Annotated in this window: 21 protein-coding genes and 1 riboswitch; of the genes, 17 read left to right on the top strand and 4 right to left on the bottom strand. The window is 62.1% G+C overall.

Translation table 11 applies throughout. The features are described 5' to 3' along the window. Positions 1–16: 16 nt before the first annotated feature. On the top strand, positions 17–838 hold the full coding sequence (locus tag K0H48_RS02255; RefSeq protein ID WP_219266243.1) for an HDOD domain-containing protein: 822 nt from the start codon (positions 17–19) through the stop codon (positions 836–838). Here the strand turns inward: K0H48_RS02255 and K0H48_RS02250 are convergent, their stop codons facing one another. Beyond that, on the bottom strand, positions 839–2224 hold the full coding sequence (locus K0H48_RS02250) for a sensor histidine kinase (protein WP_219266242.1): 1386 nt from the start codon (positions 2222–2224) through the stop codon (positions 839–841). It lies immediately after the preceding gene. Further along, positions 2217–2888: a response regulator gene (locus tag K0H48_RS02245; protein WP_017137322.1), complete on the bottom strand. Its 672-nt coding sequence runs from the start codon at positions 2886–2888 to the stop codon at positions 2217–2219. The genes K0H48_RS02250 and K0H48_RS02245 overlap by 8 nt, the downstream gene beginning before the upstream one ends. A 235-nt stretch (positions 2889–3123) precedes the next feature. Between K0H48_RS02245 and K0H48_RS02240 the strand changes: the two genes are divergently transcribed. The 5 genes from K0H48_RS02240 to K0H48_RS02220 are packed head-to-tail and all read left to right on the top strand — an operon-like array spanning position 3124 to position 8494. Then, entirely contained in the window at positions 3124–4413 is a 1290-nt protein-coding gene (locus tag K0H48_RS02240; protein WP_138816317.1) for an OprD family porin, read from the top strand. A 32-nt stretch (positions 4414–4445) separates the two neighbouring features. Continuing rightward, a complete protein-coding gene (locus K0H48_RS02235) occupies positions 4446–5429 on the top strand; it encodes a tripartite tricarboxylate transporter substrate binding protein (RefSeq protein ID WP_219266241.1) in 984 nt (327 codons plus the stop codon). Between the two features lie 60 nt (positions 5430–5489). After that, the gene (locus K0H48_RS02230) at positions 5490–5948 is read left to right on the top strand and encodes a tripartite tricarboxylate transporter TctB family protein (RefSeq protein WP_219266240.1); all 459 of its coding nucleotides are present in this window, start codon (positions 5490–5492) and stop codon (positions 5946–5948) included. A gap of 1 nt (position 5949) precedes the next feature. After that, positions 5950–7464, top strand: a complete 1515-nt coding sequence (locus K0H48_RS02225) for a tripartite tricarboxylate transporter permease (RefSeq protein ID WP_065929105.1) — start codon at positions 5950–5952, stop codon at positions 7462–7464. Continuing rightward, entirely contained in the window at positions 7457–8494 is a 1038-nt protein-coding gene (locus tag K0H48_RS02220; protein ID WP_219266239.1) for an AbrB family transcriptional regulator, read from the top strand. The genes K0H48_RS02225 and K0H48_RS02220 overlap by 8 nt, the downstream gene beginning before the upstream one ends. A 126-nt stretch (positions 8495–8620) precedes the next feature. Here K0H48_RS02220 and ung read toward each other — a convergent pair whose 3' ends face one another. Beyond that, the gene (ung, locus tag K0H48_RS02215) at positions 8621–9313 is read right to left on the bottom strand and encodes a uracil-DNA glycosylase (protein WP_138816321.1); all 693 of its coding nucleotides are present in this window, start codon (positions 9311–9313) and stop codon (positions 8621–8623) included. 136 nt (positions 9314–9449) lie between these two features. Here ung and K0H48_RS02210 point away from each other — a divergent pair, with 136 nt between their 5' ends. After that, positions 9450–10562 carry an enoyl-CoA hydratase/isomerase family protein gene (locus tag K0H48_RS02210; protein WP_219266238.1) on the top strand — a complete coding sequence of 371 codons (1113 nt, stop codon included), beginning with the start codon at positions 9450–9452 and terminating at the stop codon, positions 10560–10562. Here K0H48_RS02210 and K0H48_RS02205 read toward each other — a convergent pair. Continuing rightward, the gene (locus K0H48_RS02205) at positions 10559–10903 is read right to left on the bottom strand and encodes a hypothetical protein (RefSeq protein WP_219266237.1); all 345 of its coding nucleotides are present in this window, start codon (positions 10901–10903) and stop codon (positions 10559–10561) included. The genes K0H48_RS02210 and K0H48_RS02205 overlap by 4 nt on opposite strands. A 313-nt stretch (positions 10904–11216) precedes the next feature. Next, positions 11217–11320: riboswitch (guanidine-I (ykkC/yxkD leader) on the top strand. A 60-nt stretch (positions 11321–11380) separates the two neighbouring features. Here K0H48_RS02205 and K0H48_RS02200 point away from each other — a divergent pair. The 10 genes from K0H48_RS02200 to K0H48_RS02155 all read left to right on the top strand — a co-directional run bounded on the left by K0H48_RS02200 (position 11381) and on the right by K0H48_RS02155 (position 23138). Then, complete coding sequence (locus tag K0H48_RS02200) at positions 11381–12448, top strand: putative urea ABC transporter substrate-binding protein (protein WP_219266236.1); 1068 nt, start codon at positions 11381–11383, stop codon at positions 12446–12448. A 12-nt stretch (positions 12449–12460) separates the two neighbouring features. Beyond that, positions 12461–13276, top strand: coding sequence for an ABC transporter permease (locus tag K0H48_RS02195; protein ID WP_219266235.1), 816 nt, complete (start codon positions 12461–12463; stop codon positions 13274–13276). Further along, positions 13273–14037, top strand: a complete 765-nt coding sequence (locus K0H48_RS02190; protein ID WP_219266234.1) for an ABC transporter ATP-binding protein — start codon at positions 13273–13275, stop codon at positions 14035–14037. The genes K0H48_RS02195 and K0H48_RS02190 overlap by 4 nt, the downstream gene beginning before the upstream one ends. Beyond that, a complete protein-coding gene (locus tag K0H48_RS02185) occupies positions 14034–14759 on the top strand; it encodes an urea amidolyase associated protein UAAP1 (protein WP_219266233.1) in 726 nt (241 codons plus the stop codon). The genes K0H48_RS02190 and K0H48_RS02185 overlap by 4 nt, the downstream gene beginning before the upstream one ends. Before the next feature lie 9 nt (positions 14760–14768). Continuing rightward, positions 14769–15398, top strand: coding sequence for an urea amidolyase associated protein UAAP2 (locus tag K0H48_RS02180; RefSeq protein WP_219266232.1), 630 nt, complete (start codon positions 14769–14771; stop codon positions 15396–15398). Positions 15399–15565: 167 nt separating this feature from the next. Beyond that, entirely contained in the window at positions 15566–19192 is a 3627-nt protein-coding gene (gene uca, locus K0H48_RS02175) for an urea carboxylase (protein WP_219266231.1), read from the top strand. 28 nt (positions 19193–19220) lie between these two features. Further along, positions 19221–20993, top strand: a complete 1773-nt coding sequence (atzF, locus tag K0H48_RS02170; RefSeq protein ID WP_219266230.1) for an allophanate hydrolase — start codon at positions 19221–19223, stop codon at positions 20991–20993. A gap of 51 nt (positions 20994–21044) precedes the next feature. Then, positions 21045–21257, top strand: a complete 213-nt coding sequence (locus K0H48_RS02165; RefSeq protein ID WP_219266229.1) for a cysteine-rich CWC family protein — start codon at positions 21045–21047, stop codon at positions 21255–21257. Next, on the top strand, positions 21257–21949 hold the full coding sequence (locus K0H48_RS02160; RefSeq protein ID WP_219266228.1) for a 16S rRNA pseudouridine(516) synthase: 693 nt from the start codon (positions 21257–21259) through the stop codon (positions 21947–21949). The genes K0H48_RS02165 and K0H48_RS02160 overlap by 1 nt, the downstream gene beginning before the upstream one ends. Before the next feature lie 304 nt (positions 21950–22253). Next, entirely contained in the window at positions 22254–23138 is an 885-nt protein-coding gene (locus tag K0H48_RS02155; protein ID WP_219266227.1) for an alpha/beta fold hydrolase, read from the top strand. Positions 23139–23247: the final 109 nt, after the last annotated feature.

The following is a 23247-nucleotide window of genomic DNA, read 5'->3' as shown; positions in this document are numbered from 1 at the left end:
ACCCTAGAGAGCATGAATGAACAAGCTGGCGGAAAAAGTCCAACAGGCTTTGGTGACGGCCATCGACAACGATGACCTGGTTCTGCCGACATTACCGGAAGTGGCCTTGAACATTCGTCAGGCCGCCGAAGACCCGGAAATCAGCATCAGCCACTTGAGCAAAGTGATCGGTCGCGATACCGCTCTGTCGGCACGCCTGATCAAAGTGGTCAACAGCCCGCTGCTGCGCGCCACCCAGGAAGTCACCGACCTGCATACCGCCATCACGCGGCTGGGCACCAACTACAGCAGCAACCTGGCCATCGGCCTGGTCATGGAACAGATCTTCCACGCCCGCTCCGAAGTCGTCGAACTGAAAATGCGCGAAGTGTGGCGCCGCAGCCTGGAAGTGGCGGGCGTGAGTTATGCCCTGTGCCGCAACCATAGCCAACTCAAGCCAGACCAGGCCGCCCTCGGTGGGCTGGTGCATCAGATTGGCGTGTTGCCGATCCTCACCTACGCCGAAGACCATTACGAGCTGCTGGCCGACCCGGTCAGCCTCAACCATGTGATCGACAGCATCCACCCGTTGCTGGGCGATAAACTGCTGGGTGTGTGGGATTTCCCGGAGATGCTGGCCAAGCTGCCGGGGCAGTACCTGGACCTGGAGCGCGACTCCCCACGCCTGGATTACATCGACGTGGTGCAAATCGCCGCACTGTATTGCCACCGCGGCACCGCGCATCCATTGGCCAACGTAGACGTGACCAGCCTGCCGGCGCTCAAGAAACTGCGCATCGACCCCTACAGCGAGACGCTGCGTGCGGAGTTGGATGAAGCGCGCTCAATGTTTTATTGACTACCCCGCGATAAAACTCACCCGCACCTTCAACCCCGCCAATTCACCATCATGCAGGCTGATCTGGGCCAAATGCGCGCGGCAGATCTCGCCGACAATTGCCAGCCCCAAGCCTGAGCCCATGCCCTGCTGGCTGCGGCGGTAGAAACGTTCGAAAACCCGGTCCCGCTCATCCAGCGGGATGCCTGGGCCGTCATCTTCAACTTCGAGGATCGCCGGCGCGGTCACCCGCAAAATCACGTTACCGCCCGGTGGCGTGTGGGCCAGGGCGTTATCCACCAGATTGCTCAGCAGTTCATTCAACAACGTCGGCTCACCACGCAGCCACACCGGTTCATCCGCCTCTAACGCCAGGGCAACGCCTCGTGCGTGGGCCAGTGGCGCCATGGCCATGCCCAGTTCCCGCGCCAGCTGGCTGAGGTCGAGCAATTGCGCACCGCCTTCGGCAATCGCGCGGGCGCCGTTTTCGATGCGCGCCAGCGACAGCAATTGGTTGGCCAAGTGGGTCAGACGGTCGGTGCCTTGGGCCGCCGTTTCCAAGGTGCTGCGCCAGGTTACCGGGTCACTGCTGCGCAGGCCCAGCTCAAGCCGGGCCTTAAGCGCCGCCAGCGGAGTGCGCAGTTCGTGGGCGGCGTCGGCAATAAACTGCGCCTGGCGCTCGAACTGGCCGCGCAGGCGCTCGGTGAAATGATTGAGCGAGCGCACCAACGGGCCGAATTCATGTTGCACCTCCACCAGCGGCAGCGGGCGCAAATCATCGGGTTGGCGCTCTTCCACGGCGGTGCGCAGGCGCTCCAGCGGGCGCAGCGCCGCACTCACGGCAAACCACACCAGCAACAACGCACCGACCGCCAGCATGCCCAGGCGCAGCAGCGTGTCGGCCATGAGGCTGCGGGCCATGCTTTCGCGCGCTTCATCGGTTTCGGCCACGCGAATTTCCGCCATGCCGTTCATGTTCGGCTCCGACACCGCCTTGAGCAGGCTCACCACCCGCACATGCTGGCCCTGGTACATGGCGTTGTAAAACCTCGCCAACGCCGGGTAATCATCGGTGCGCGGCGTACCCGGCGGCGGGCCAGGGAGGTTTTCGTAACCGGAGATGAGCTTGCGATCGATGTCATTGACCTGATAGTAAATCCGCCCGGCGCTGTCGTAGGCGAACGTGTCCAGCGCCACATACGGCACATTGGCACTCAGGGTGCCGTCCACCTGGGTCAACCCGGCGGCGATGGTGCGCGCCGAGGCCAGCAACGTGCGGTCATAGGCGGTGTCGGCGGCTTCGCGACCATTCCAATAAGCACTCATGCCGCTGGCGAGCATCAACACCACCAGCAGCAGCGCCAGGTTCCATAGCAATCGCCAGCGCAGGCTGCTGGGCTTATGCATCGCGGGCTTCCAGCAAGTAGCCAAGGCCACGGAACGTCACGATGGCGATGGGCTGGCCGTCGAGTTTCTTGCGCAGGCGGTGCACGTAGATTTCGATGGCGTCCGGGCTGGCTTCCTCGTCCAGACCGAACACCTGAGAGGCCAGTTGCTCCTTGCTCATCACGCGGCCGGGCCGCGCGATCAGCGCCTCAAGCACCGCCTGCTCGCGGGAGGTCAGCGTCATCAGCTCGCCGCCCACGGTGAAACGCCGGGTATCCAGGTCGTAGACCAGCACGCCGCACGCCTGCTGACGCTCACCACCCAGCACACTGCGGCGCAGCAGCGCCTTGACCCGCGCTTCCAGCTCGGTCAACTCAAAGGGTTTGGCCAGGTAGTCATCAGCGCCCAGGTTCAGGCCATGCACACGGTCTTTAACATCACTGCGCGCCGTCAACATCAGCACCGGCAGATTTTTCCCACGCGCCCGCAGACGCGCCAACACCTCAAAACCGTCCATGCGCGGCAGCCCTACATCGAGGATCACCACTGCATATTCCTCGCTGCTCAAGGCCAGGTCCGCGGCCACGCCGTCGTGCAACACGTCGACGGTCAAACCCGTGCTCTTGAGCGCTTGGGCAACACTTTCGGCGAGTTGCAGATGGTCTTCAACCAAGAGGACGCGCATGGATTTTCACCTCGTTCGGGCATGGTCGACGCCACGCTTTGGCGGGCAGTTTACAGGCGCCGCCTGCCCTGTGAAGACCGAAAACATTGAAAGACAACTGAAAGGTTAGTGAAAGCTTCGCCCTTTAGCATCCAGCAACGGTGGGTAATGCCCGCTGAGCTACCTGATCCGTAGCGCCCGAAAAACGCCTCGAAGCGTTTTCGCCAAAATAAGAACAATAACGGAGTACACCACAATGCTGTCGACCCAGCCCCAGGCTTGCCCGCCTGTGCGTTTTTCCCGTCTTGCCAAGACCGCCCTTGCCAGTGCCACCGCCCTTGCCGGCTTTTCGCCGCTTAGCCAGGCTGCCTTCTTCGAAGACAGCAGCGCTACGCTGGAAACCCGCAACATGTATTTCAACCGCGATTTCCGTGACGGCACCAGCGCGCAACAATCCAAGCGCGACGAATGGGCGCAGGGCTTCATGCTCAATCTGCAATCGGGCTACACCGACGGTACCGTCGGCTTTGGTGTGGACGCGCTGGGCATGCTTGGGGTCAAGCTCGACTCCAGCCCCGACCGCACAGGTTCTGGCTTGCTGCCTACTGACAACGGCCGGGCTGTCGACGACTACTCCAAACTCGGCCTGACCGGCAAAGTGAAGATCTCCGCCACCGAACTCAAGATCGGCGCGCTGATCCCTGAACTGCCGATCCTCAAGCCCAACGACGGCCGCATCCTGCCGCAAACCTTCAACGGTGGCTTGCTGACCTCCAAAGAGTTCAAGAACCTGGTGTTTACCGGCGGCCGCCTGGATAAAGCCAAAGACCGCGACTCCACCGACTACGAAGAGATCGCCCTCAACAACAAGAACAGCCGTTTCGTCAGCGGTGCTACCGGCAAGCACTTTAACTTCGGCGGCGTTGACTACAAGTTCGCCGACAAGATCACCGGCAGCTACCACTTCGCCCAACTCGATGACGTGTACCGCCAGCACTTCCTCGGCCTGGTCGCCTCACGCCCGCTCGGCCCCGGCACCTTCGGCACTGACCTGCGCCTGGCCATCAGTGATGACACCGGTGCAGCCCATGGTGGCAAGATCGACAACAAATCCCTCAACGGCCTGTTCAGCTATGCCCTCAATGGCCATAAGCTCAGCGCCGGCTACCAGCACATGTCCGGCGACAGCGCCTTTCCGTATGTGGATGGGGCCGACCCGTACCTGGTCAACTTCGTACAGATCAACGACTTTGCCGGCGCCGAAGAACGCTCCTGGCAAGCGCGCTACGACTACGATTTCGCCAAGCTGGGCATTCCCGGCCTGAGCTTCATGAGCCGTTACCTGTCAGGTGACAACATCAAGCTCAAGAACGGCGAAACCGGCAAGGAGTGGGAACGTAACAGCGAGATCCGCTACATCGTACAAAGCGGCACGTTCAAGGATGTCGCGTTTCGCCTGCGTAATGCCACGTATCGTTCCAACTACTCGGCCCGTGATGCGGATGAAGTGCGCGTGCTGGTGAGTTACAGCCTGGCTCTTTGGTAGTCGTACCCCATAACAACAAGACGGAGTTAAAAATGACCTATTCACTGCGTAAATTGGCCCTCGCCGCCGGCTGCATGCTGTTCGCCGGGCAACTGCTGGCCGCCGACGAACCCAAGCGCCCCGAATGCATCGCCCCAGCCTCCCCCGGCGGTGGTTTTGACCTGACCTGCAAACTGGCGCAAAGCGCGTTGGTCAATGAAAAGCTGCTGAGTAAACCGATGCGCGTCACCTACATGCCTGGCGGCGTGGGCGCGGTGGCCTATAACGCGGTGGTAGCACAGCGCCCAGCGGACGGCGGCACATTGGTGGCCTGGTCCAGCGGTTCATTGTTGAACCTGGCCCAAGGCAAGTTCGGCCGCTTCGATGAAAGCGCTGTGCGGTGGTTGGCAGCGGTGGGCACCAGCTACGGTGCCATCGCAGTGAAAAGCGACTCGTCCTACAAAAACCTCGACGATCTCGTCAAAGCCCTGAAGAAAGATCCGGGCAGCGTGGTGATCGGTTCCGGCGGTACTGTTGGCAGCCAGGACTGGATGCAAACCGCCCTGATCGCCAAGGCCGCAGGGATCAACCCGCGCGAGCTGCGCTACGTCGCCCTCGAAGGCGGCGGTGAAATCGCCACCGCCCTGCTCGGCGGCCACATCCAGGTGGGCAGTACCGACATCTCCGACTCCATGCCGCACATCCTCAGCGGTGACATGCGCCTGCTCGCTGTGTTCGCCGAGGAGCGCCTGGACGAGCCGGAAATGAAAAATATTCCGACCGCCAAAGAGCAAGGCTACGACATCGTCTGGCCAGTGGTACGTGGTTTCTACCTTGGGCCAAAAGTCAGCGATGCCGACTACGCCTGGTGGAAAGAAGCGTTCGACAAACTGCTGGCCTCTGAAGAGTTCGCCAAGCTGCGTGACCAGCGTGAGCTGTTCCCGTTCGCCATGACCGGCCCGGAGCTGGACACCTACGTGAAGAAACAGGTGGCTGACTACAAAGTGCTGGCCAAAGAGTTCGGCCTGATCCAGTAATCGCCCCTCTTTTGCTCGGCCGCGCCCTCCTCAACGGGCGGTGCGGCCCAGGAGTTCCACATGCTCTTACAACGCATTTTCGCCTCGGTGATGCTGCTGCTCTGCGCCGGTCTTGCGCTGATGGCCTGGCCGTATCAGGCGGCGTTTTCCTACGAGCCGGTCGGCCCACGTGCCTACCCGCTGCTGATGCTTGGCCTGATGAGCCTGGGCCTGATCTACATGATCTTTCGCCCACAACCGACCAAACACACCGAAGAAGAACCGGCGCTGGACCGCGAAACCCTGATCAAGATCAGTATCTGCGTCGCGCTGTTGATCGTGTTCGCCGGCACTTTCGAGCCCTTGGGTTTCATCCTCAGCAGCATGCTGATCGGCATTCCGATGGCACGCCTGTATGGCGGGCGCTGGTTGCCCAGCGTAGTGATCGTCACCCTCATGGCTATCGGCCTGTACCTGCTGTTCGACAAGGCCATGGATGTACCGCTGCCCCTCGGCCTGCTTGAAGTTCTGGAGAACTGATATGGATACGTTCAGCTATTTGGGCCAGGGCTTCGGCGTTGCGCTGACCCCTTACAACCTGGTGACCGCGCTGTGCGGCACCTTGATCGGCACCGTGGTCGGCCTACTGCCGGGCCTGGGCCCGATCAACGGCGTGGCCTTGTTGATCCCCATCGCGTTCGCGTTGGGGTTGCCGCCGGAGTCGGCGCTGATCCTGCTCGCAGCCGTGTACCTGGGCTGCGAATACGGCGGCCGTATCAGCTCGATCCTGCTCAACATCCCGGGCGAAGCGTCTACCGTAATGACTACCCTCGACGGCTACCCGATGGCCCGCAAAGGCCTGGCCGGTGTGGCGTTGTCGTTGTCGGCATGGAGTTCGTTCATCGGCGCATTTATCGCCACCTGCGGCATGGTGCTGTTTGCGCCGCTGCTGGCCAAATGGGCGATTGCCTTCGGCCCGGCCGAATATTTCGTACTGATGGTATTCGCGATTGTCTGCCTGGGCGGCATGGCCGGTGACAAACCGCTGAAGACGTTTGTTGCGGCGCTGATCGGCCTGTTCCTCTCCGCCGTCGGCATCGATGCCAACAGTGGCGTGTACCGTTTTACCGGCGACAACATCCACCTCACCGACGGCATCCAGTTTGTGGTGTTGGTACTGGGCCTGTTCTCCATCAGCGAAATCCTGCTGCTGCTGGAAAAAACCCACCGTGGCCAGGAAGCGGTAAAAGCCACCGGGCGGATGATGTTCAATCTGAAGGAAGCCGGTGCGGTTTTTGTAGTTAACATCCGCTGCGGCCTGCTGGGTTTCATCATGGGCGTGCTGCCGGGTGCCGGTGCAACCCTCGCTTCGGCCGTTGCCTACATGACCGAGAAACGCCTGGCCGGTGCCAGCGGCAAATTCGGCCAGGGCGACATGCGCGGCCTCGCGGCGCCGGAAACCGCCATCGGTGCGTCCGCCTGCGGTGCCCTGGTGCCAATGCTGACCCTTGGCGTTCCCGGTTCGGGCACTACTGCCGTGATGATCGGCGCGCTGTCGCTGTACAACATCACCCCTGGCCCACTGCTGTTCCAACAGCAACCGGACATTGTCTGGGGCCTGATCGCGTCGCTGTTTGTCGCCAACATCATGCTGGTGATCCTCAACATCCCGATGATCCGCATCTTCACGCGCATCCTCGCCGTGCCGAACTGGGCGCTGGTGCCGGTGATCGCGATCATCACCGCCATCGGTGTGTACGCGGTTCACGCCACCACCTTCGACCTGTTCCTGATGGTCGGTATCGGCATCTTCGGTTACATCCTGCGCAAGCTCGACTTCCCGCTGTCGCCGGTACTGCTGGGCTTTATCCTCGGTGGCCTGATGGAGCAGAACCTGCGCCGCGCGCTGTCGATCTCCAACGGTGCGCTGGAGATCCTCTGGTCCAGCCCGATCACCTTTGGCGTGTGGGTACTGACGGCAATCATGTTGTTCGTACCGCTGCTGCGTATCTGGCGTAAACGTGCCCAACAGCGTCGTGCCCTGGCCGATGTCTGAGGTCACCTTTAAACAATGGTGGGCAACACCGCTGGTCGGCCTGGCCGGCGGTTACCTGGCCAGCCTCGTCGGCTGGCCTTTGCCGTATATGGTCGGCTCGTTGCTGGCGATCATCCTGGTGCGCTGCCTGACGCCGTGGCAGTTGGCGGAGATTCCCGGCGGGCGCAAATGTGGCCAATGGGTGGTAGGCATCGGCATCGGCCTGCACTTCACGCCGGTGGTGATCGAGCAAGTGATGAGCCACTTCGGCCTGATTTTCTTCGGTGCGCTGATCACCAGCCTGTCGAGCGTCGTCGGCGTGTGGTTGATGCGCCGCAGCGGTGAAGATCGCGCCACCGCGTTTTTCTCCAGCATGCCGGGCGGCTCCGGTGAGATGGTCAACCTCGGCGCTCGCAATGGCGCGGTGCTCAGCCGTGTCGCGGCGGGCCAAAGCCTGCGAGTGCTGGTGGTGGTGCTGTGTGTGCCGGCGATCTTCAAATACTTGCTCGAAGGCGGCACACCGCAGTTTCATCCGGCACCAGTGAGTTGGGGTTGGCTGGCGCTGCTGTTCCCGCTGGGCGCGCTGGTGGCCTGGGGCTGGCAGCGTTTACGTCAGCCCAACCCGTGGCTGTTCGGGCCGCTATTGGTCAGCGCGACGGCCAGTGTTGTCTGGGACTTGCATTACGGCCTGCCGGACGGCGGCAGCCAGATCGGCCAATGGCTGATCGGCAGCGGCCTGGGCTGCCACTTCAACCGTCAGTTCTTCCGCCGTGCGCCGTCGTTCATGGGCCGTACCTTGATCGGCACCGCCCTGACCATGGCGCTTGCGACGTTGGCGGCAGTGGGCTTGAGTGCGCTGACGCAGCTGGATTTGCGCTCACTCACCCTGGGCATGATGCCGGGCGGCATTGCCGAAATGAGCCTCACCGCAGAGACCTTGCAGCTGTCGGTGCCGTTAGTGACGGCGATGCAGGTGATGCGTTTGTTGTTTGTGCTGTTTTTGGCCGAGCCGTTGTTCAGGCACTGGAATCGTCAGCCGGACAAGATATAAAGCCAGGCGCAGTTCAAAATGTGGGAGCGGGCTTGCTCGCGACAGCGGTGTGTCAGTCGATACATTCATTAACTGGCACTCCCTCTTCGCGAGCAAGCCCGCTCCCACATTTGAATGTGTTTGGCCTTAAATGGGCGGCAACCGCCACTCAATCGGCGTCTCGCCATTCTGCTCAAGAAACTTGTTGGTACGGCCGAAGTGCCCACACCCCAAAAACCCGCGATACGCCGACAGCGGCGACGGGTGCACCGACGTCAGCACCAGGTGCTTGGTCGCATCCACCAGCTTTTGCTTGCCTTGCGCATGGGCGCCCCACAACAAGAACACCAGATGCGGCTGGTGCTCGCTGACCACTTCGATCACACGATCGGTAAAGAACTGCCAGCCCTTGCCCGCATGGGCATTGGCATTCGCGCGCTCCACGGTCATGGTGGTGTTGAGCATCAGCACGCCCTGGTCGGCCCAGCTTTGCAGGCAGCCGTGGTTGGGGATGTCGATGTTCAGGTCACGCTTGAGTTCTTTGTAGATATTGACCAGCGACGGCGGCGTCGGCACGCCCGGTTGTACCGAGAAGCACAAGCCATGGGCCTGGCCGGGGCCGTGGTAGGGGTCCTGGCCGAGAATCACCACCTTGACCTTGTCCAACGGCGTCGAGTTGAGCGCGTTGAAAATCAATGGGCCAGGCGGGTAGATCTCTTTGCCGGCGGCGTGCTCCTGGCGCAGGAACTCGCGCAGTTCGGCCATGTAGGGCTTGTCGAACTCATCCCGCAGGGCGTGTTTCCAGCTGGGTTCGAGTTTGATACGGTCGCCTTCGGTCATGGTCAGTTCATCGTGTAAAAAAAGAATGGGCGAACCCTAGGAAAGCCGACCCCGCTTGTCAATTGATCTGACACATCATCGGCACTTTCCCACGAAGCGATCATACTGATCTCTCACTGTCTCGATTGAGGTCACAATGAACCTGCACTTCGAAGAGCTGACCGGCAGCGACGGTGCCCGCCTCGGCATCGCCAGCCTGGACGCGGAAAAATCCCTCAATGCGCTGTCCCTGCCCATGATTCTGGCCTTGGACGAACGTCTGGAAGCCTGGGCCAAAGACCCGAATATCGTGTGTGTGCTGCTGCGCGGCAATGGGCCAAAAGCCTTTTGCGCCGGTGGCGAAGTCCGCAGCCTTGCCCAGGCCTGCCGTGAACAGCCCGGCGTTGTGCCCACCCTGGCCGCGCAGTTCTTCGCCACTGAGTACCGCCTCGACTACCGCCTGCACACCTACCCCAAACCGCTGATCTGCTGGGGCCACGGCTATGTGCTGGGCGGTGGTATGGGCCTGCTGCAGAGCGCTTCGGTGCGCATCGTCACACCAAGCAGCCGCCTGGCCATGCCCGAGATCAGCATCGGCCTGTACCCGGATGTGGGGGCCAGTGGGTTCCTGTCGCGGTTGCCGGGCAAGCTGGGGTTATTTCTTGGCCTCACCGGCGCCCATATCAACGGCCGTGATGCGTTGGACCTGGGCCTGGCCGACCGTTTCCTGCGCGATGACCAGCAAGAAGCGTTGATAGACGGCCTGTTGCAACTGAACTGGCAGGAACAAACCGCGATGCAGCTCAACAGCCTGCTCAAGGCGCTCGCCCAGGAAGCCGTCGGCCAGCAACCCGAAGCGCAATGGCTGCCACGCCGTGCGCAGATCGATGAGTGGCTGGATGTGGGTGATGTGCGCTGCGCCTGGCGCGCCTTGAGCCTGTTACGTGAACATGCCGACCCGCTGTTCAGCCGCGCCGGCAAAAACCTGAGTGACGGCTGCCCACTGACCGCGCACCTGGTGTGGGAGCAGATCCAGCGGGCGCGGCACCTGTCCTTGGCCGAGGTGTTTCAGATGGAATACACCCTGAGCCTCAATTGCTGCCGCCACCCGGAGTTCGCCGAAGGTGTGCGGGCGCGGTTGATCGATAAGGACCAGACGCCCCATTGGCACTGGCCGGATGTCAACAGCGTGCCGGACGCCGTGGTCGATGCGCATTTTCACAAGGCTTGGGAAGGCCGGCACCCGCTGGCGGATTTATCCGACATCTAACGGTGCCCACCACCATGCCCACCGCCTCGGTTGCCGCCCTGGTTATGCCCACCGCCGTTGCCCCAACGGTTACCGCCCCAACCCTGGTTCGGATACGGCCGGTAGCCGGGCCGTGGGTAATAACGGGGCGCCGGCTGGTAATAACGCGGCGCCGAGTAATAGCGCGGCGGCGGCGCGTAGTAACCACGCCCGTACAGGTAGGTGGGGCCGCCGTAGTAATAAGCTGGCGCCGGTGCGGTGTAGACCTCGGAGCGGTAGTAAGTGGCACCGCCATCGTAATAGGGCACACACGCAGACAGGGTCAGGCCGAATAAAGCACTAAGCAGCAGTCGTCGATACATGGCGGCCTCCTGGACCGCTGGGGAGCACCTCCAGCGACGCTGAAGGGCGGCATTCGTCTTTCAATGAATGACGAAATATCTGACATCAAAAACCGAATCTGGTGCGTTTTTGACACAGTTTGAAATACCTGTTTCAGACGAGATGAACGCCTCATTGCAGTGCGATGGCGCACCAGCACAACGCACTTCACTGCCTCAACGCACACCCACCTCCATGCAAACCTGCGTCCTACAGGCCCGCCGACCACTTGGCACGACTCTCGCTTTAGCAAGCCTGTACAGGATTCATCACAGGTTCGCGGCACCACAATTTGCAATGGCCGACTAGGGTTCCGGCTCGCCTGAAAAGCGAGTGGCTGGTCCGAGAGTTGGCGACCTCCAGTTGAGGTTACACGGCGGGATAAAAGCCCGGGAGACAAGCCACCGTTCACGGTGCCGCGTTGCTCCTGCTCGCCCATGTTCAACTGGAGAAGCCCCATGCCCGCAATCCGTTTACCCGCCCTGCTCGCCGCCGCCTTCGCCGCCGTGCTGAGCGTTCAAACCCAAGCCGCGCCCAAAGACCACTTCAGTGTGTGCTGGACTATCTATGCCGGCTGGATGCCGTGGGAATACGCCGGCAGCCAAGGCATCCTCGACAAGTGGGCCAAGAAGTACGGCATCAAGATCGACATGGTGCAGCTCAATGACTATGTCGAGTCCATCAACCAATACACCGCCGGCCAGTTCGACGGTTGCACCATGACCAACATGGACGCCCTGACCATTCCCGCCGCCGGTGGTGTGGACAGCACCGCGCTGGTGGTCAGCGACTTCTCCAACGGCAACGATGGCGTGGTGATCAAGGGCACCGGCAAGACCGTGGCCGACCTCAAGGGCATGAACGTCAACCTGGTGGAACTCTCGGTCTCCCACTACCTGCTGGCCCGCGCGCTGGAGTCGGCCGACCTCACCGAAAAAGACCTCAAAGTCGTCAACACCTCCGACGCCGACATCGCCGCGGCATTCAACACCGACCAGGTGCAAGCCGTGACCACCTGGAACCCGATGCTCTCCGAGATCAAGGCCAAACCGGGCGTCACCCAAGTGTTCGACTCCAGCAAAGTGCCCGGCGAAATCATGGACATGATGGTGGTCAACACCCAAACCCTCAAAGACTACCCGGCCTTGGGCAAAGCCCTGACCGGCGCGTGGTTTGAAGTGGTCGCGCTGATGAACGCCAAAAACGCCGCCAGTACCGCGGCGCTTGAGCATATGGCCAAGGCCTCGGGCACCGACCTCAAGGGTTTCCAGGCACAACTGGACACCACCAAGCTGTTCGCCACGCCCAAGGAAGCCCTGGCCTTCGCCACCAGCGCTCAATTGCCTGCCACCATGCGCAAGGTCGCCGAGTTCTCGTTTGAACACGGCCTGCTCGGCGAAGGCGCCAAGGACACCAGCGCCGTGGGCATGAGCTTCGCCAAGGGCGTGACCAGCGGCGACACCACCAACCTCAAGCTGCATTTCGACCCCAGCTACGTGCAGATGGCCGCCGACGGCACGCTGTAAGAGGACCCGGCCATGCGCCTGATCAACCGTCACCCGGAACGCTCCAGCCGCCTGCTGTTGGTGCTGCTGCCGTTCGCCCTGCTGCTGTTCGCCTACTTTGTGGGCTCGGCCGAGCGCCTGGCGGATAACCCCAACGACAAACTGCTGCCCAGCGCCCTGCAGATGGGCGACGCGGTCAAACGCCTGGCGTTCAGTGCCGATACGCGCACCGGTGAATACGTGCTGTGGCAAGACAGCGCCTCCAGCCTGCGCCGCCTGGCCATCGGCTTAGGCATCAGCGCCCTCGCCGGCCTGTGCCTGGGGATTGCCGCCGGCACACTGCCGCTGTTTGGTGCGCCGTTGTCGCCCCTGCTCACGGTGCTGTCGATGGTGCCGCCTTTGGCGATATTGCCGATTCTATTCATCGTGTTCGGGCTGGGGGAATTGTCCAAGGTGATGCTGATCGTCATCGGCATCACCCCGGCGCTGGCCCGCGACCTGGAGCAACGCGCGCGGGAAATCCCCGTCGAGCTGCTGGTCAAGGCGCAAACCCTCGGCGCCTCCACCTGGACTTTGATGCTGCGCGTGGTGCTGCCGCAACTGCTGCCGCGCCTGCTGATCTCGTTGCGGCTGATGCTCGGCTCGGCGTGGTTGTTCCTGATCGCCGCCGAAGCCATCGCCTCCACCGATGGCCTCGGCTACCGGATCTTCCTGGTGCGCCGCTACCTGGCGATGGACGTGATTCTGCCCTACGTGGTGTGGATCACCCTGCTCGCCTGGCTGATGGACTGGGGCCTCAAAACCCTCACACGGCGTGCGTTCCCCTGGTACGAAGGAGCGCGCGCATGAGTTTTATCAGCGTCAACAATGTGTGGCAGTGCTATGGCGACCAAGTAGTGCTCGAAGGGCTCAACCTGCACGTCGATGAGGGCGAATTCTGCACCCTGGTGGGCACCTCCGGCTGCGGCAAATCGACCTTCCTGCGCCTGTTGCTGGGCCAGGAAACCGCGAGCAAAGGCCAGATCCTGCTGGACGGCCAACCCCTTGCCGGCGAGCCGGATGCCAGCCGGGGCGTGGTGTTCCAGCGTTACTCGGTGTTCGCGCATCTGACTGTGCTGGACAACGTTGCGCTGGGCCTGGAACTGCCGCGCTCACGCTTGCTGGGTCGACTGTTCGGCAAAGCCAAACAAGAGGCACGGGAACAGGCCACCGCACTGCTGCAGAAAGTCGGCCTCGGCCACGCGCTGGACAAGTACCCGGCGCAGCTCTCCGGCGGCATGCAACAACGCCTGGCCATCGCCCAGGCCCTGATCATGAAACCGCGCGTGTTGCTGTTGGACGAACCCTTCGGCGCCCTCGACCCCGGCATTCGCAAAGACATGCATCAGCTGTTGCTGGCGCTGTGGCGCGAAACCCGGCTGACGGTGTTCATGGTCACCCACGACCTCAGCGAAGGCTTCAGCCTCGGCACCCGCTTGCTGGTGTTCGACAAAGTCCGCGTCGACCCCCACGCCCCCGGCGCCTATGGCGCGCGCATCACCTACGACATCCCTTTGAACAGCGAGCGCCGCAAAGCGCTGGCTGCCGAACTTGGAGCGACTGCCAAATGACCGATTCCACCCAACTGTTCCCACCTTTCGCCGAGGAAATGCTACCCGGCGGCGGCCACCGCTCCTTTGTGCTCAAGCGCGGCCAACTGCTGCGCCTCACGGATATTCGCGGTGGCGCCAACGTCAGCCTGACCCTGCTCAATGCCAACGAAAAAACCGAGCGCCTGAGCCTGCCCGACAGCCTCAAATGCCAACACACCGCCAAGCTCACCCGCGGCCACTGCCTGTACTCGGACATGGGCCGCGTACTGGCCGCCATCACCGCCGACACCTGCGGCTGGAGTGACAGCATCGGCGGCGTGCTGTGCGCCGCCGAGGTCGCTGAAAAGTATGGCCAGGGCCGTTATCAGGAACTGCGCAACGGCTTCTTCCGCAACGGCACCGATAACCTGCTGGTGGAATTGGGCAAGTGGGGGTTGGGGCTTTCCGATCTGTTGATGACCCTCAACCTGTTCAGCCGGGTCAGCGTTGACGAAGGCGGCGGCCTGCACTTTGTGCCGGGCAATTCCAGGGCGGGTGACTACATCGAACTCTACGCGCCGATGGACACACTGGTGGTGCTGACCGCGCTGCAACACCCGATGGACCCCAACCCGAACTACGCGCCGCAACCGCTGAAACTCAGCTGGATGAACGCAGACCCCAGCGTGGCGGAACACTGCCGCACTTCGCGCCCGGAAAACGAGCGCGGCTTTATCAACACCGACCGCCTGTTCGCCTGAGGAACTGCCATGTCTATCGCACTGAAACAACCCGAGGCAGCCGTGTACCGCGCCACCATTCCCGCCGGCGAACCGTGGCTGATGGAGGTCAAGGCCGGCCAGACCCTGCGCATCCTCGACCTGGAGGGCAACCAGGCTGTCGACACGCTGTTCTACAGCCGCAAAAACCCCAAGGAACGCTACGACGTGCAGCGCACTCTGCGTCGGCAAAACCGCGTGTACCTGAGCACCGGCAGCGTGCTGTATTCCAACCTTGGCCAGCCGATGCTGACCATCGTCGGTGACACCTGCGGGCGCCACGACACCCTCGGCGGCGCCTGCGCTCAAGAGAGCAACACGGTGCGCTACGCCCTGGAAAAACGCTACATGCACAGCTGCCGCGACAACTACCTGCGCGCCTGCGCCCACGACGGCCGGCTGGGTAAAGGCGACATCGGGCCGAACATCAATTTCTTCATGAATGTGCCAGTCACCGCCGACGGCGGGCTGACCTTTGAAGACGGCATTTCCGCGCCCGGCAAGTACGTCGACCTGCGCGCAGAGATGGACGTGATCGTGCTGATCTCCAACTGCCCGCAACTGAACAACCCATGCAACGGCTACAACCCGACCCCTGCGGAGTTATTGGTATGGAACTGAAATTCAAGCGCCTGCGTAAGTGGTTATTCGCCCTGTGCCAGTCCCGAGCCGGGCAATGCATCCGAAAACACTAGCTCCCACACTTGGATCTTCATTGCTTTCAGAATTAGGACTGCGGACGACCGCAGTGCTCCCTCACTTTGCGGGACGGCCCGCAGGGTTTTGCCATGTTCGAAAAACTCTTGATCGCCAACCGTGGCGCCATCGCCTGCCGCATCCTGCGCACCTTGCGCGAGCTGCAGGTCAAAGGCATCGCCGTCTACGCCGAAGCCGACGCAGCCAGCCTGCATATCCAACAAGCCGACGAAGCCTACAGCCTCGGCGAAGGCGCGGCGGCGGCGACCTACCTGGCAGTGGAAAAAATCCTCGCCACCGCCAAGGCCTGTGGCGCCAAGGCGATTCATCCCGGCTACGGGTTTCTCTCAGAGAACGCCGCCTTTGCCCAAGCCTGTGAAAATGCGGGTATCGCCTTCGTCGGTCCGACGCCGGAACAGTTGCGCGTATTCGGCCTCAAGCACACCGCACGGGCCTTGGCCAAACACCATCAGGTTCCATTATTGGAAGGCACCGAGCTGCTCGACAGCCTCGATACCGCGTTGTTGGCAGCCGAAACCGTAGGCTATCCGGTCATGCTCAAAAGCACCGCAGGCGGCGGTGGCATCGGCATGCGTGTGTGCCGCAGTGCAACCGAGTTGAGCGAGTCCTTCGAGGCAGTCAAACGCCTGGGGCAAAACAACTTCAGCGACGCCGGTGTGTTTGTCGAGAAATACATCGAGCACGCCCGCCACCTGGAAGTGCAGGTGTTCGGCGACGGCTTGGGCGAAGTCATCGCCCTTGGCGTGCGCGACTGTTCCGTGCAACGGCGCAACCAGAAAGTCCTCGAAGAAACGCCTGCGCCGAACCTGCCCGACGGCATGGCCGAAGCCTTGTGCTCGGCGGCCATCACCCTGGCCAAGGCCGTCAACTACCGCAGCGCCGGCACCGTGGAGTTTATCTTTGACAGCGCTGATGGCCGCTTCTACTTCCTCGAAGTGAACACGCGCCTGCAGGTTGAACACGGCGTCACCGAACAAGTCTGGGGCGTCGACCTGGTGCGCTGGATGGTGCAATTGGCGGCCGGTGAATTACCCGCGCTAAGCGACTTGAAACTGCACCCTCAAGGCCATGCGATCCAGGCGCGGCTGTATGCGGAAGACCCAGGCAAGGACTTTCAGCCGAGCCCAGGCCTGTTTACCCAAGTGGACTTCCCGACGGCTGAAGGTTTGCGAATCGACACCTGGGTGCAAGCCGGTTGTGAAATCCCGCCCTACTTCGACCCGATGATCGCCAAGCTCATCAGCTGGGCGCCGACCCGCGAACAGGCGCGCCTGGATCTGCATCAGGCCTTGAGCGACAGCCAGCTGTACGGCGTGGAAACTAACCGCGATTACCTGCGCCAAATCCTGCTGGCCCCGCCGTTTGCCAGCGGCCGCCCGTGGACGCGTTGCCTGGAAGGGCTGGTCTACAGCGCCAGCACTTTCGAAGTGCTCAGCGCCGGCACCCAAACCAGTGTGCAGGATTACCCCGGCCGCCTCGGCTACTGGGCCGTCGGCGTGCCGCCCTCCGGGCCGATGGACAGCCGCGCGCTGCGCCTGGGCAATCGCCTGCTGGGCAATGACGACGGCGCGGCGGCGCTGGAAATCACCATGAATGGGCCGCTGTTGCGCTTCAATTGCGCGGCGGTTGTCACCGTTACCGGTGCAGCCATTACGCTGTTGCTGAATGACCAGCCCGTGCCGATGAACACCGCGCTGTTGGTTGAAGCAGGCTCGACGTTGAGCCTTGGCACTATTGCTGGAGCAGGTGCGCGCAGCTACCTGTGCCTGCGCGGCGGGTTGCAAGTGCCGGATTACCTGGGCAGCAAAAGCACCTTCACCCTCGGCCAGTTCGGCGGGCACGCCGGGCGCGCGTTACGTACGGGCGATGTGTTGCATTTGCTGCCACTGACAGACGTCGGCTCCGGGCAGCAATTGATGACTGAAACGCTGCCTGAAGTCCGTACGCTAAGGGTGATTTATGGCCCGCATGGTGCGCCGGAGTACTTCCTGCCTGAGTACATCGACACCTTCTTCGCGACCCAATGGGAAGTGCACTTCAACTCGAGCCGCACCGGCGTGCGGTTGATCGGGCCGAAGCCTTTGTGGGCGCGCACGGACGGTGGCGAAGCGGGGCTGCATCCGTCGAATATCCATGACAACCCCTATGCCATCGGTGCGGTGGATTTTACTGGGGACATGCCAGTGATCCTGGGGCCGGATGGACCGAGTCTGGGCGGGTTTGTGTGCCCGGTGACGGTGATCGAGGCGGACCTTTGGCAGTTGGGGCAACTCAAGGCCGGGGACAAGCTGCGGTTCGAACCGGTGAACCTAAAAGCCGCGCGTAATCTCGCCTTGAAATGGGATCAAATGTGGGAGCCGGGCTTGCTCGCGAAGGCGGTGGAACAGTCGCCAGATGGGTTGAATGACACACCGTATTCGCGAGCAAGCCCGCTCCCACACTTGACCGAGTCGCCTGTGGTATTGAATGTAGGCCATGGCGACACCCGCCTCATCGCCCGCCTCGCCGGCGACACTCACCTACTGCTGGAAATCGGCGCCCCCGAGCTGGACCTGGTGCTGCGCTTTCGTGCCCACGCGCTGATGCAAGCCTTGGAAACCCTTGCCCTGCACGGCGTCATCGACCTGACCCCAGGCATCCGTTCCCTGCAAATCCACTACCAGCCCGAACAACTGCCGTTGGCCGATTTGCTGGTGCTGATCACCACGCAATGGGCTGCCGTGTGCGCCACCCCCAACCTGCAAGTGCCCTCGCGCATCGTGCACTTGCCGCTGTCGTGGGACGACCCGGCGTGCCAACTGGCAATCGAAAAATACATGACCACCGTGCGCAAGGACGCGCCGTGGTGCCCGAGCAACCTGGAGTTCATCCGTCGCATCAACGACCTGGCCAACCTCGACGAAGTGCGCCACACGGTGTTCGATGCCAGCTACCTGGTGATGGGCCTGGGTGACGTCTACCTCGGCGCCCCGGTGGCCACACCGCTGGACCCGCGCCACCGGCTGGTGACCACCAAATACAATCCGGCGCGCACCTGGACCGCCGAGAATTCGGTGGGCATTGGCGGCGCTTATTTGTGCGTGTATGGCATGGAAGGCCCAGGCGGTTATCAGTTTGTGGGGCGCACCTTGCAGATGTGGAACCGCTACCGCGAGGTCGCGGCGTTTGATGGCAAGCCGTGGTTGTTGCGGTTCTTTGACCAGATCCGTTTTTACCCGGTGACGGCCGATGAGCTGGTGCAGATCCGGCGCGATTTCCCGCTGGGGCGCTTTGAATTGAACATCGAACACAGCCTGCTGAACCTCGCGGAGTATCAGGATTTTCTCGCGCGCGAAGCCGCAAGCATTGGCGCATTTCGTGAGCATCAGCAGCACGCGTTCAATGCCGAGCGTGAGCGCTGGATTGCCAGCGGCCAGGCGCATTTCGACAGTGAAGAACTCGCGGCGCCACAAGGTGCAGACACACCGTTACAGGCCAACCAGATCAGTGTCGACAGCCCTATCGCCGGCAACCTCTGGCAAGTCCAGGTGACTGCGGGTGAACAGGTTTCGGCTGGCGATGTGCTGGTGATTCTGGAGTCGATGAAAATGGAAATCCCGGTGGTGGCGCCGTTCGCCGGCACCGTGCGCGAGATCCCCGTGCAACCCGGCTGCGGCATCGGCGCCGGGCAACGGGTGGTGGTGCTCGAACGTGACTGACTCTTTTATTTCTACAGGCGGACAAGCCATGAACCTGCAACTGGACAACCTGCGCAATGCCTACCTGAGCGGCGATACCACGCCCCGTGAAGTGCTGCGGCACCTGCGCGAAAAAGCCGTGCACCTGAACCCCGATTACCACCTGTTCATCCACCTGCTGACCGAAGCGGAACTGGAGCCCTACCTGGCCGCATTGAACGCGCGTGACCCGGCCCAATTGCCATTGTTCGGCGTGCCGTTTGCGATCAAGGACAACATCGATTTAGCCGGCATCCCCACCACCGCCGCGTGCCCGGCGTTCGCCTATGTGCCGCAACGCAGCGCGACCATTGTCGAGCAGTTGATCGCGTTGGGCGCGGTGCCAGTGGGCAAGACCAACCTCGACCAGTTCGCCACTGGCCTCAATGGCAGTCGCTCGCCGTATGGCGCCTGCCCCAACAGCGTGGTACCGGAGTATCCGTCGGGCGGCTCCAGCGCCGGGTCGTCGCTGGCCGTCGCGTTGGGTGTCGCGAGTTTTGCCCTGGGCACCGACACAGCCGGTTCCGGGCGGGTGCCGGCGGCGCTGAATAACCTGGTGGGGCTCAAGGCGAGCAAAGGCTTGATCTCCACGGCTGGCGTAGTGCCTGCGTGCCGCACGCTGGATTGCGTCACCACCTTTACCCGTACCGCGCGCGAGGCCAGCCAGTTATTGGCACTGACCGCCAGGCTCGATCCGTTGGATGCGTACAGCCGAGCAAATCCGGCGTGGAACGATGCGTCGGCGTTTGGCGCACCCCGCGCATTTCGCTTTGGCGTGCCGCGCGAGCAAGACCTGGAGTACTTCGGCTGCGAGCAAGGCCCGCAGTTGTTTGCGCAGGCCATCGACCGCTTGACGGCGTTGGGTGGCGAGCCGGTAACGCTGGACCTGTCGCCATTCCTTGAAGCCGCGCGCCTGCTCTACGAAGGGCCGTGGGTAGCCGAACGCTACAGCGTGGCCGGTGAACTGCTGGAGCAGAATCCCAAGGCCGTGCTGCCGGTGATTCGTGCGGTGCTGGCCCAAGCGCCTGCGGTCAGCGGCGTGCACACCTTTCGCGCGCAGTACCGCCTGCAAGCCTTGAAAGCGCAGTGCGATGGCTTGCTCGAGGGGCTCGACTGCGTGCTGACGCCCACCATCGGCCGCCCGGTGACGCTGGAAGAACTGCACGCCGAACCGGTGTTGCGCAATGCCGAACTGGGCTACTACACCAACTTCATGAACCTGTTGGATTACGCTGCCGTCGCCGTGCCCAGCGGCTTTATGCGCAACGGTTTGCCTTGGGGTGTGACGTTGTTTGGCCGGGTATTTACCGATCAATACCTGCTGGGTGTGGCGGATGCATTGCAGCGCCAGCACGATACGTCGCTGCCTGTGCCTGTGGGTAACGCGGGTCATGACTTCACGCGGCTGGTGGTGTGCGGCGCGCACCTGCAGGGGCTGGCGCTTAACAGCCAATTAGTGCGGCGTGGTGCGCGCCTGCTGGAGCGCACCCACAGCTCGGCCGACTATCAGTTGTTCGCGTTGGCCGGTGGGCCGCCCTATCGCCCCGGCATGCTGCGGGTGAGCGAAGGCGGTGTGGCCATTGAGGTGGAAGTGTGGGAGCTGCCGAGCCGTGAATTGGGCTCATTTCTCACCGGCATCCCGGCACCGTTGGGCTTGGGCAAGGTGCAACTGGCCGATGGCCGCTGGGAAACCAGCTTCATCTGCGAGCCCTACGGCTTGACCGGCGCCGTGGACATCAGCCACTTCGGCAGCTGGCGCGGCTACCTGCGCAGCTTGCAATAGCAGGGCGGCGCTGTATCGTGCAGGGAATTGCGCGATACAGCCCGAACCGACATGACCACACCCGCCCTTTGCCCTGCCTGCGGTGCCCGCAACGACTGCACCCTGGCCGACCCACGCACCGCCGACCAAGCCTGTTGGTGCTACACCGTCACCATCGACCCGGCGGTGCTCGAAGCGCTGCCCGATGAATTGCGCAATAAGGCCTGCCTGTGCCCACGCTGTGCGCAGGTAGATGCGCAATTGCGTGGGGCTGAACAGCCGTAATGCGCGTTGATCGTTTCCTCAGCAACCTGCCACGTTTCAATCGCCAACAAGTGCGTGTGCTGCTGGTTGAGCGACGGGTAACCGTCGATGGCCTGGCCGTCAGTGATCCGCACCATGACGTGCGAGAATTCAGCCGCGTCTGTGTCGATGATGAGGTACTGCAAGCCGGCAAACCGGCGCGTTATTTCATGCTGCACAAACCCCAAGGCTGCGTGAGCGCTACCGCAGACCCAGTGCACCCCACCGTTCTCGATTGGCTGAATGAACCGGACAAACACAAGCTGCACATTGCCGGCCGTCTGGATTTCAACACCACCGGGCTGATGCTGATCACCAACGACGGCCAATGGTCGCGGCGCCTGACCCAACCCCAGACCAAACTGCCCAAGGTTTACCTCGTTGAAACCGAGCAGGACATTGGTCCTGAGTATGCAGTGACCTTTGCTGCGGGCCTGTATTTCGCCTTCGAAGACCTCACCACCCAACCCGCCGAACTTGAGCTACTCGGCCCAAGGACTGCACGCCTGAGCATCATCGAAGGCCGCTACCACCAGGTGAAGCGCATGTTCGGGCACTTTGATAACAAGGTAATCGGCCTGCACCGTGAACGGATGGGGCCTTTGGTGCTGGATGCCACCCTTGCGCCGGGCGAATATCGGGAACTGACCGACGAAGAAATCCGACAGGTCTGACGACCGTTCGGCCGGTGATGGCAAAAAACCAGCTTGGCGCCTTGCGAGCTGGCGCCTGTGCTGCTTGAATCAAAACGTCAGCCAAATTATGACTGACGAGTCGCCCCATAACCTCCAAGAAACACCTTGCCCCGCCCGCGCTTGATCTACGGGCCTCCCAGGCAAACAGCCCGCCATAACAACAGCCGTCGGCCAGCCGTATTCGGACCGACATGGGCCTCATCTTCCAGGCGTATGCCTACCTGTCATAAAGCTCGTGCAGAGTGATCTGCGCGCCCTACCCGCTTGCCAGGAGTCTTACGACATGAGGCCAGAAATCGCTGTGTTGGATATACAGGGTCAGTATCGGGTTTACACGGAGTTCTATCGCGCGGACGTTGCTGCAAAGACCATCATCCTGGTCAATGGCTCCATGGCCACCACGGCATCCTTCGCTCAAACCGTGAAAAGCCTGTACCCGCAATTCAATGTGGTTTTGTATGACCAGCCCTACGCTGGCCGTTCCAAAATCCATAACCGTCATGAGCACATGCTGACCAAGGAAGCCGAAGGCCAGATCCTGCTGGAACTCATCGAGCACTTCGGCGCCGAACACGTGCTGTCGTTCTCCTGGGGTGGCGCCGCTGCCCTGGTCGCCCTCGCCCACCGGCCGCGCCGGGTGGAAAAGGCTGTGATCAGCTCATTCTCGCCGGTGATCAACACGCCCATGCGCGACTACCTCGAACGCGGCGTCGACTACCTCGGCAACCTCGATCGCCACAGCATCGGCCACCTGGTCAACAGCACCATCGGCAAACACCTGCCGTCACTGTTCAAGCGCTTCAACTACAAGCATGTGAGCGGCCTGGCCGAGCATGAATACGGGCAGATGCACTTCCACATCAGCCATGTGCTCAACAGCGACCGGCTGTGCTACCTCAAAGCCGCCAGGCAGATCGACATTCCGGTGCTGTTTTTGAATGGCGAATGGGATGAGTACACCAGCGCCGAGGACGCCAAGCTATTTGGCCAGCACGTGGCCAACAGCAGCTTCAGCACCATCCAGGCGACCGGGCATTTTCTGGACATGGAGCACAAGGCGGCCTGCAGGGACAGCCGGGACGCGGTGGTGGGCTTTTTGAAACCAGAACGGCAGGTGAGTCGGTTGCGTTATCACCAGGGCCAGACGCAGCATGCGTTTGCAATTTGAAAGGCGGCTTATGTGGGAGCCGGGCTTGCCCGCGATGCAGGCGCCGTGGTGTGTCAGTCACACTCAGGTGATGCAATCGCAGCCTAGGTATCTACACAACTGTTGAAGG

The sequence above is a fragment of the Pseudomonas sp. Xaverov 259 genome, from assembly GCF_019352915.1.
In the GTDB taxonomy this organism is placed as follows: domain Bacteria; phylum Pseudomonadota; class Gammaproteobacteria; order Pseudomonadales; family Pseudomonadaceae; genus Aquipseudomonas.
Note: the sequence above shows the minus strand (reverse complement) of the source record. Positions and strands in the feature narration are given on the sequence as shown.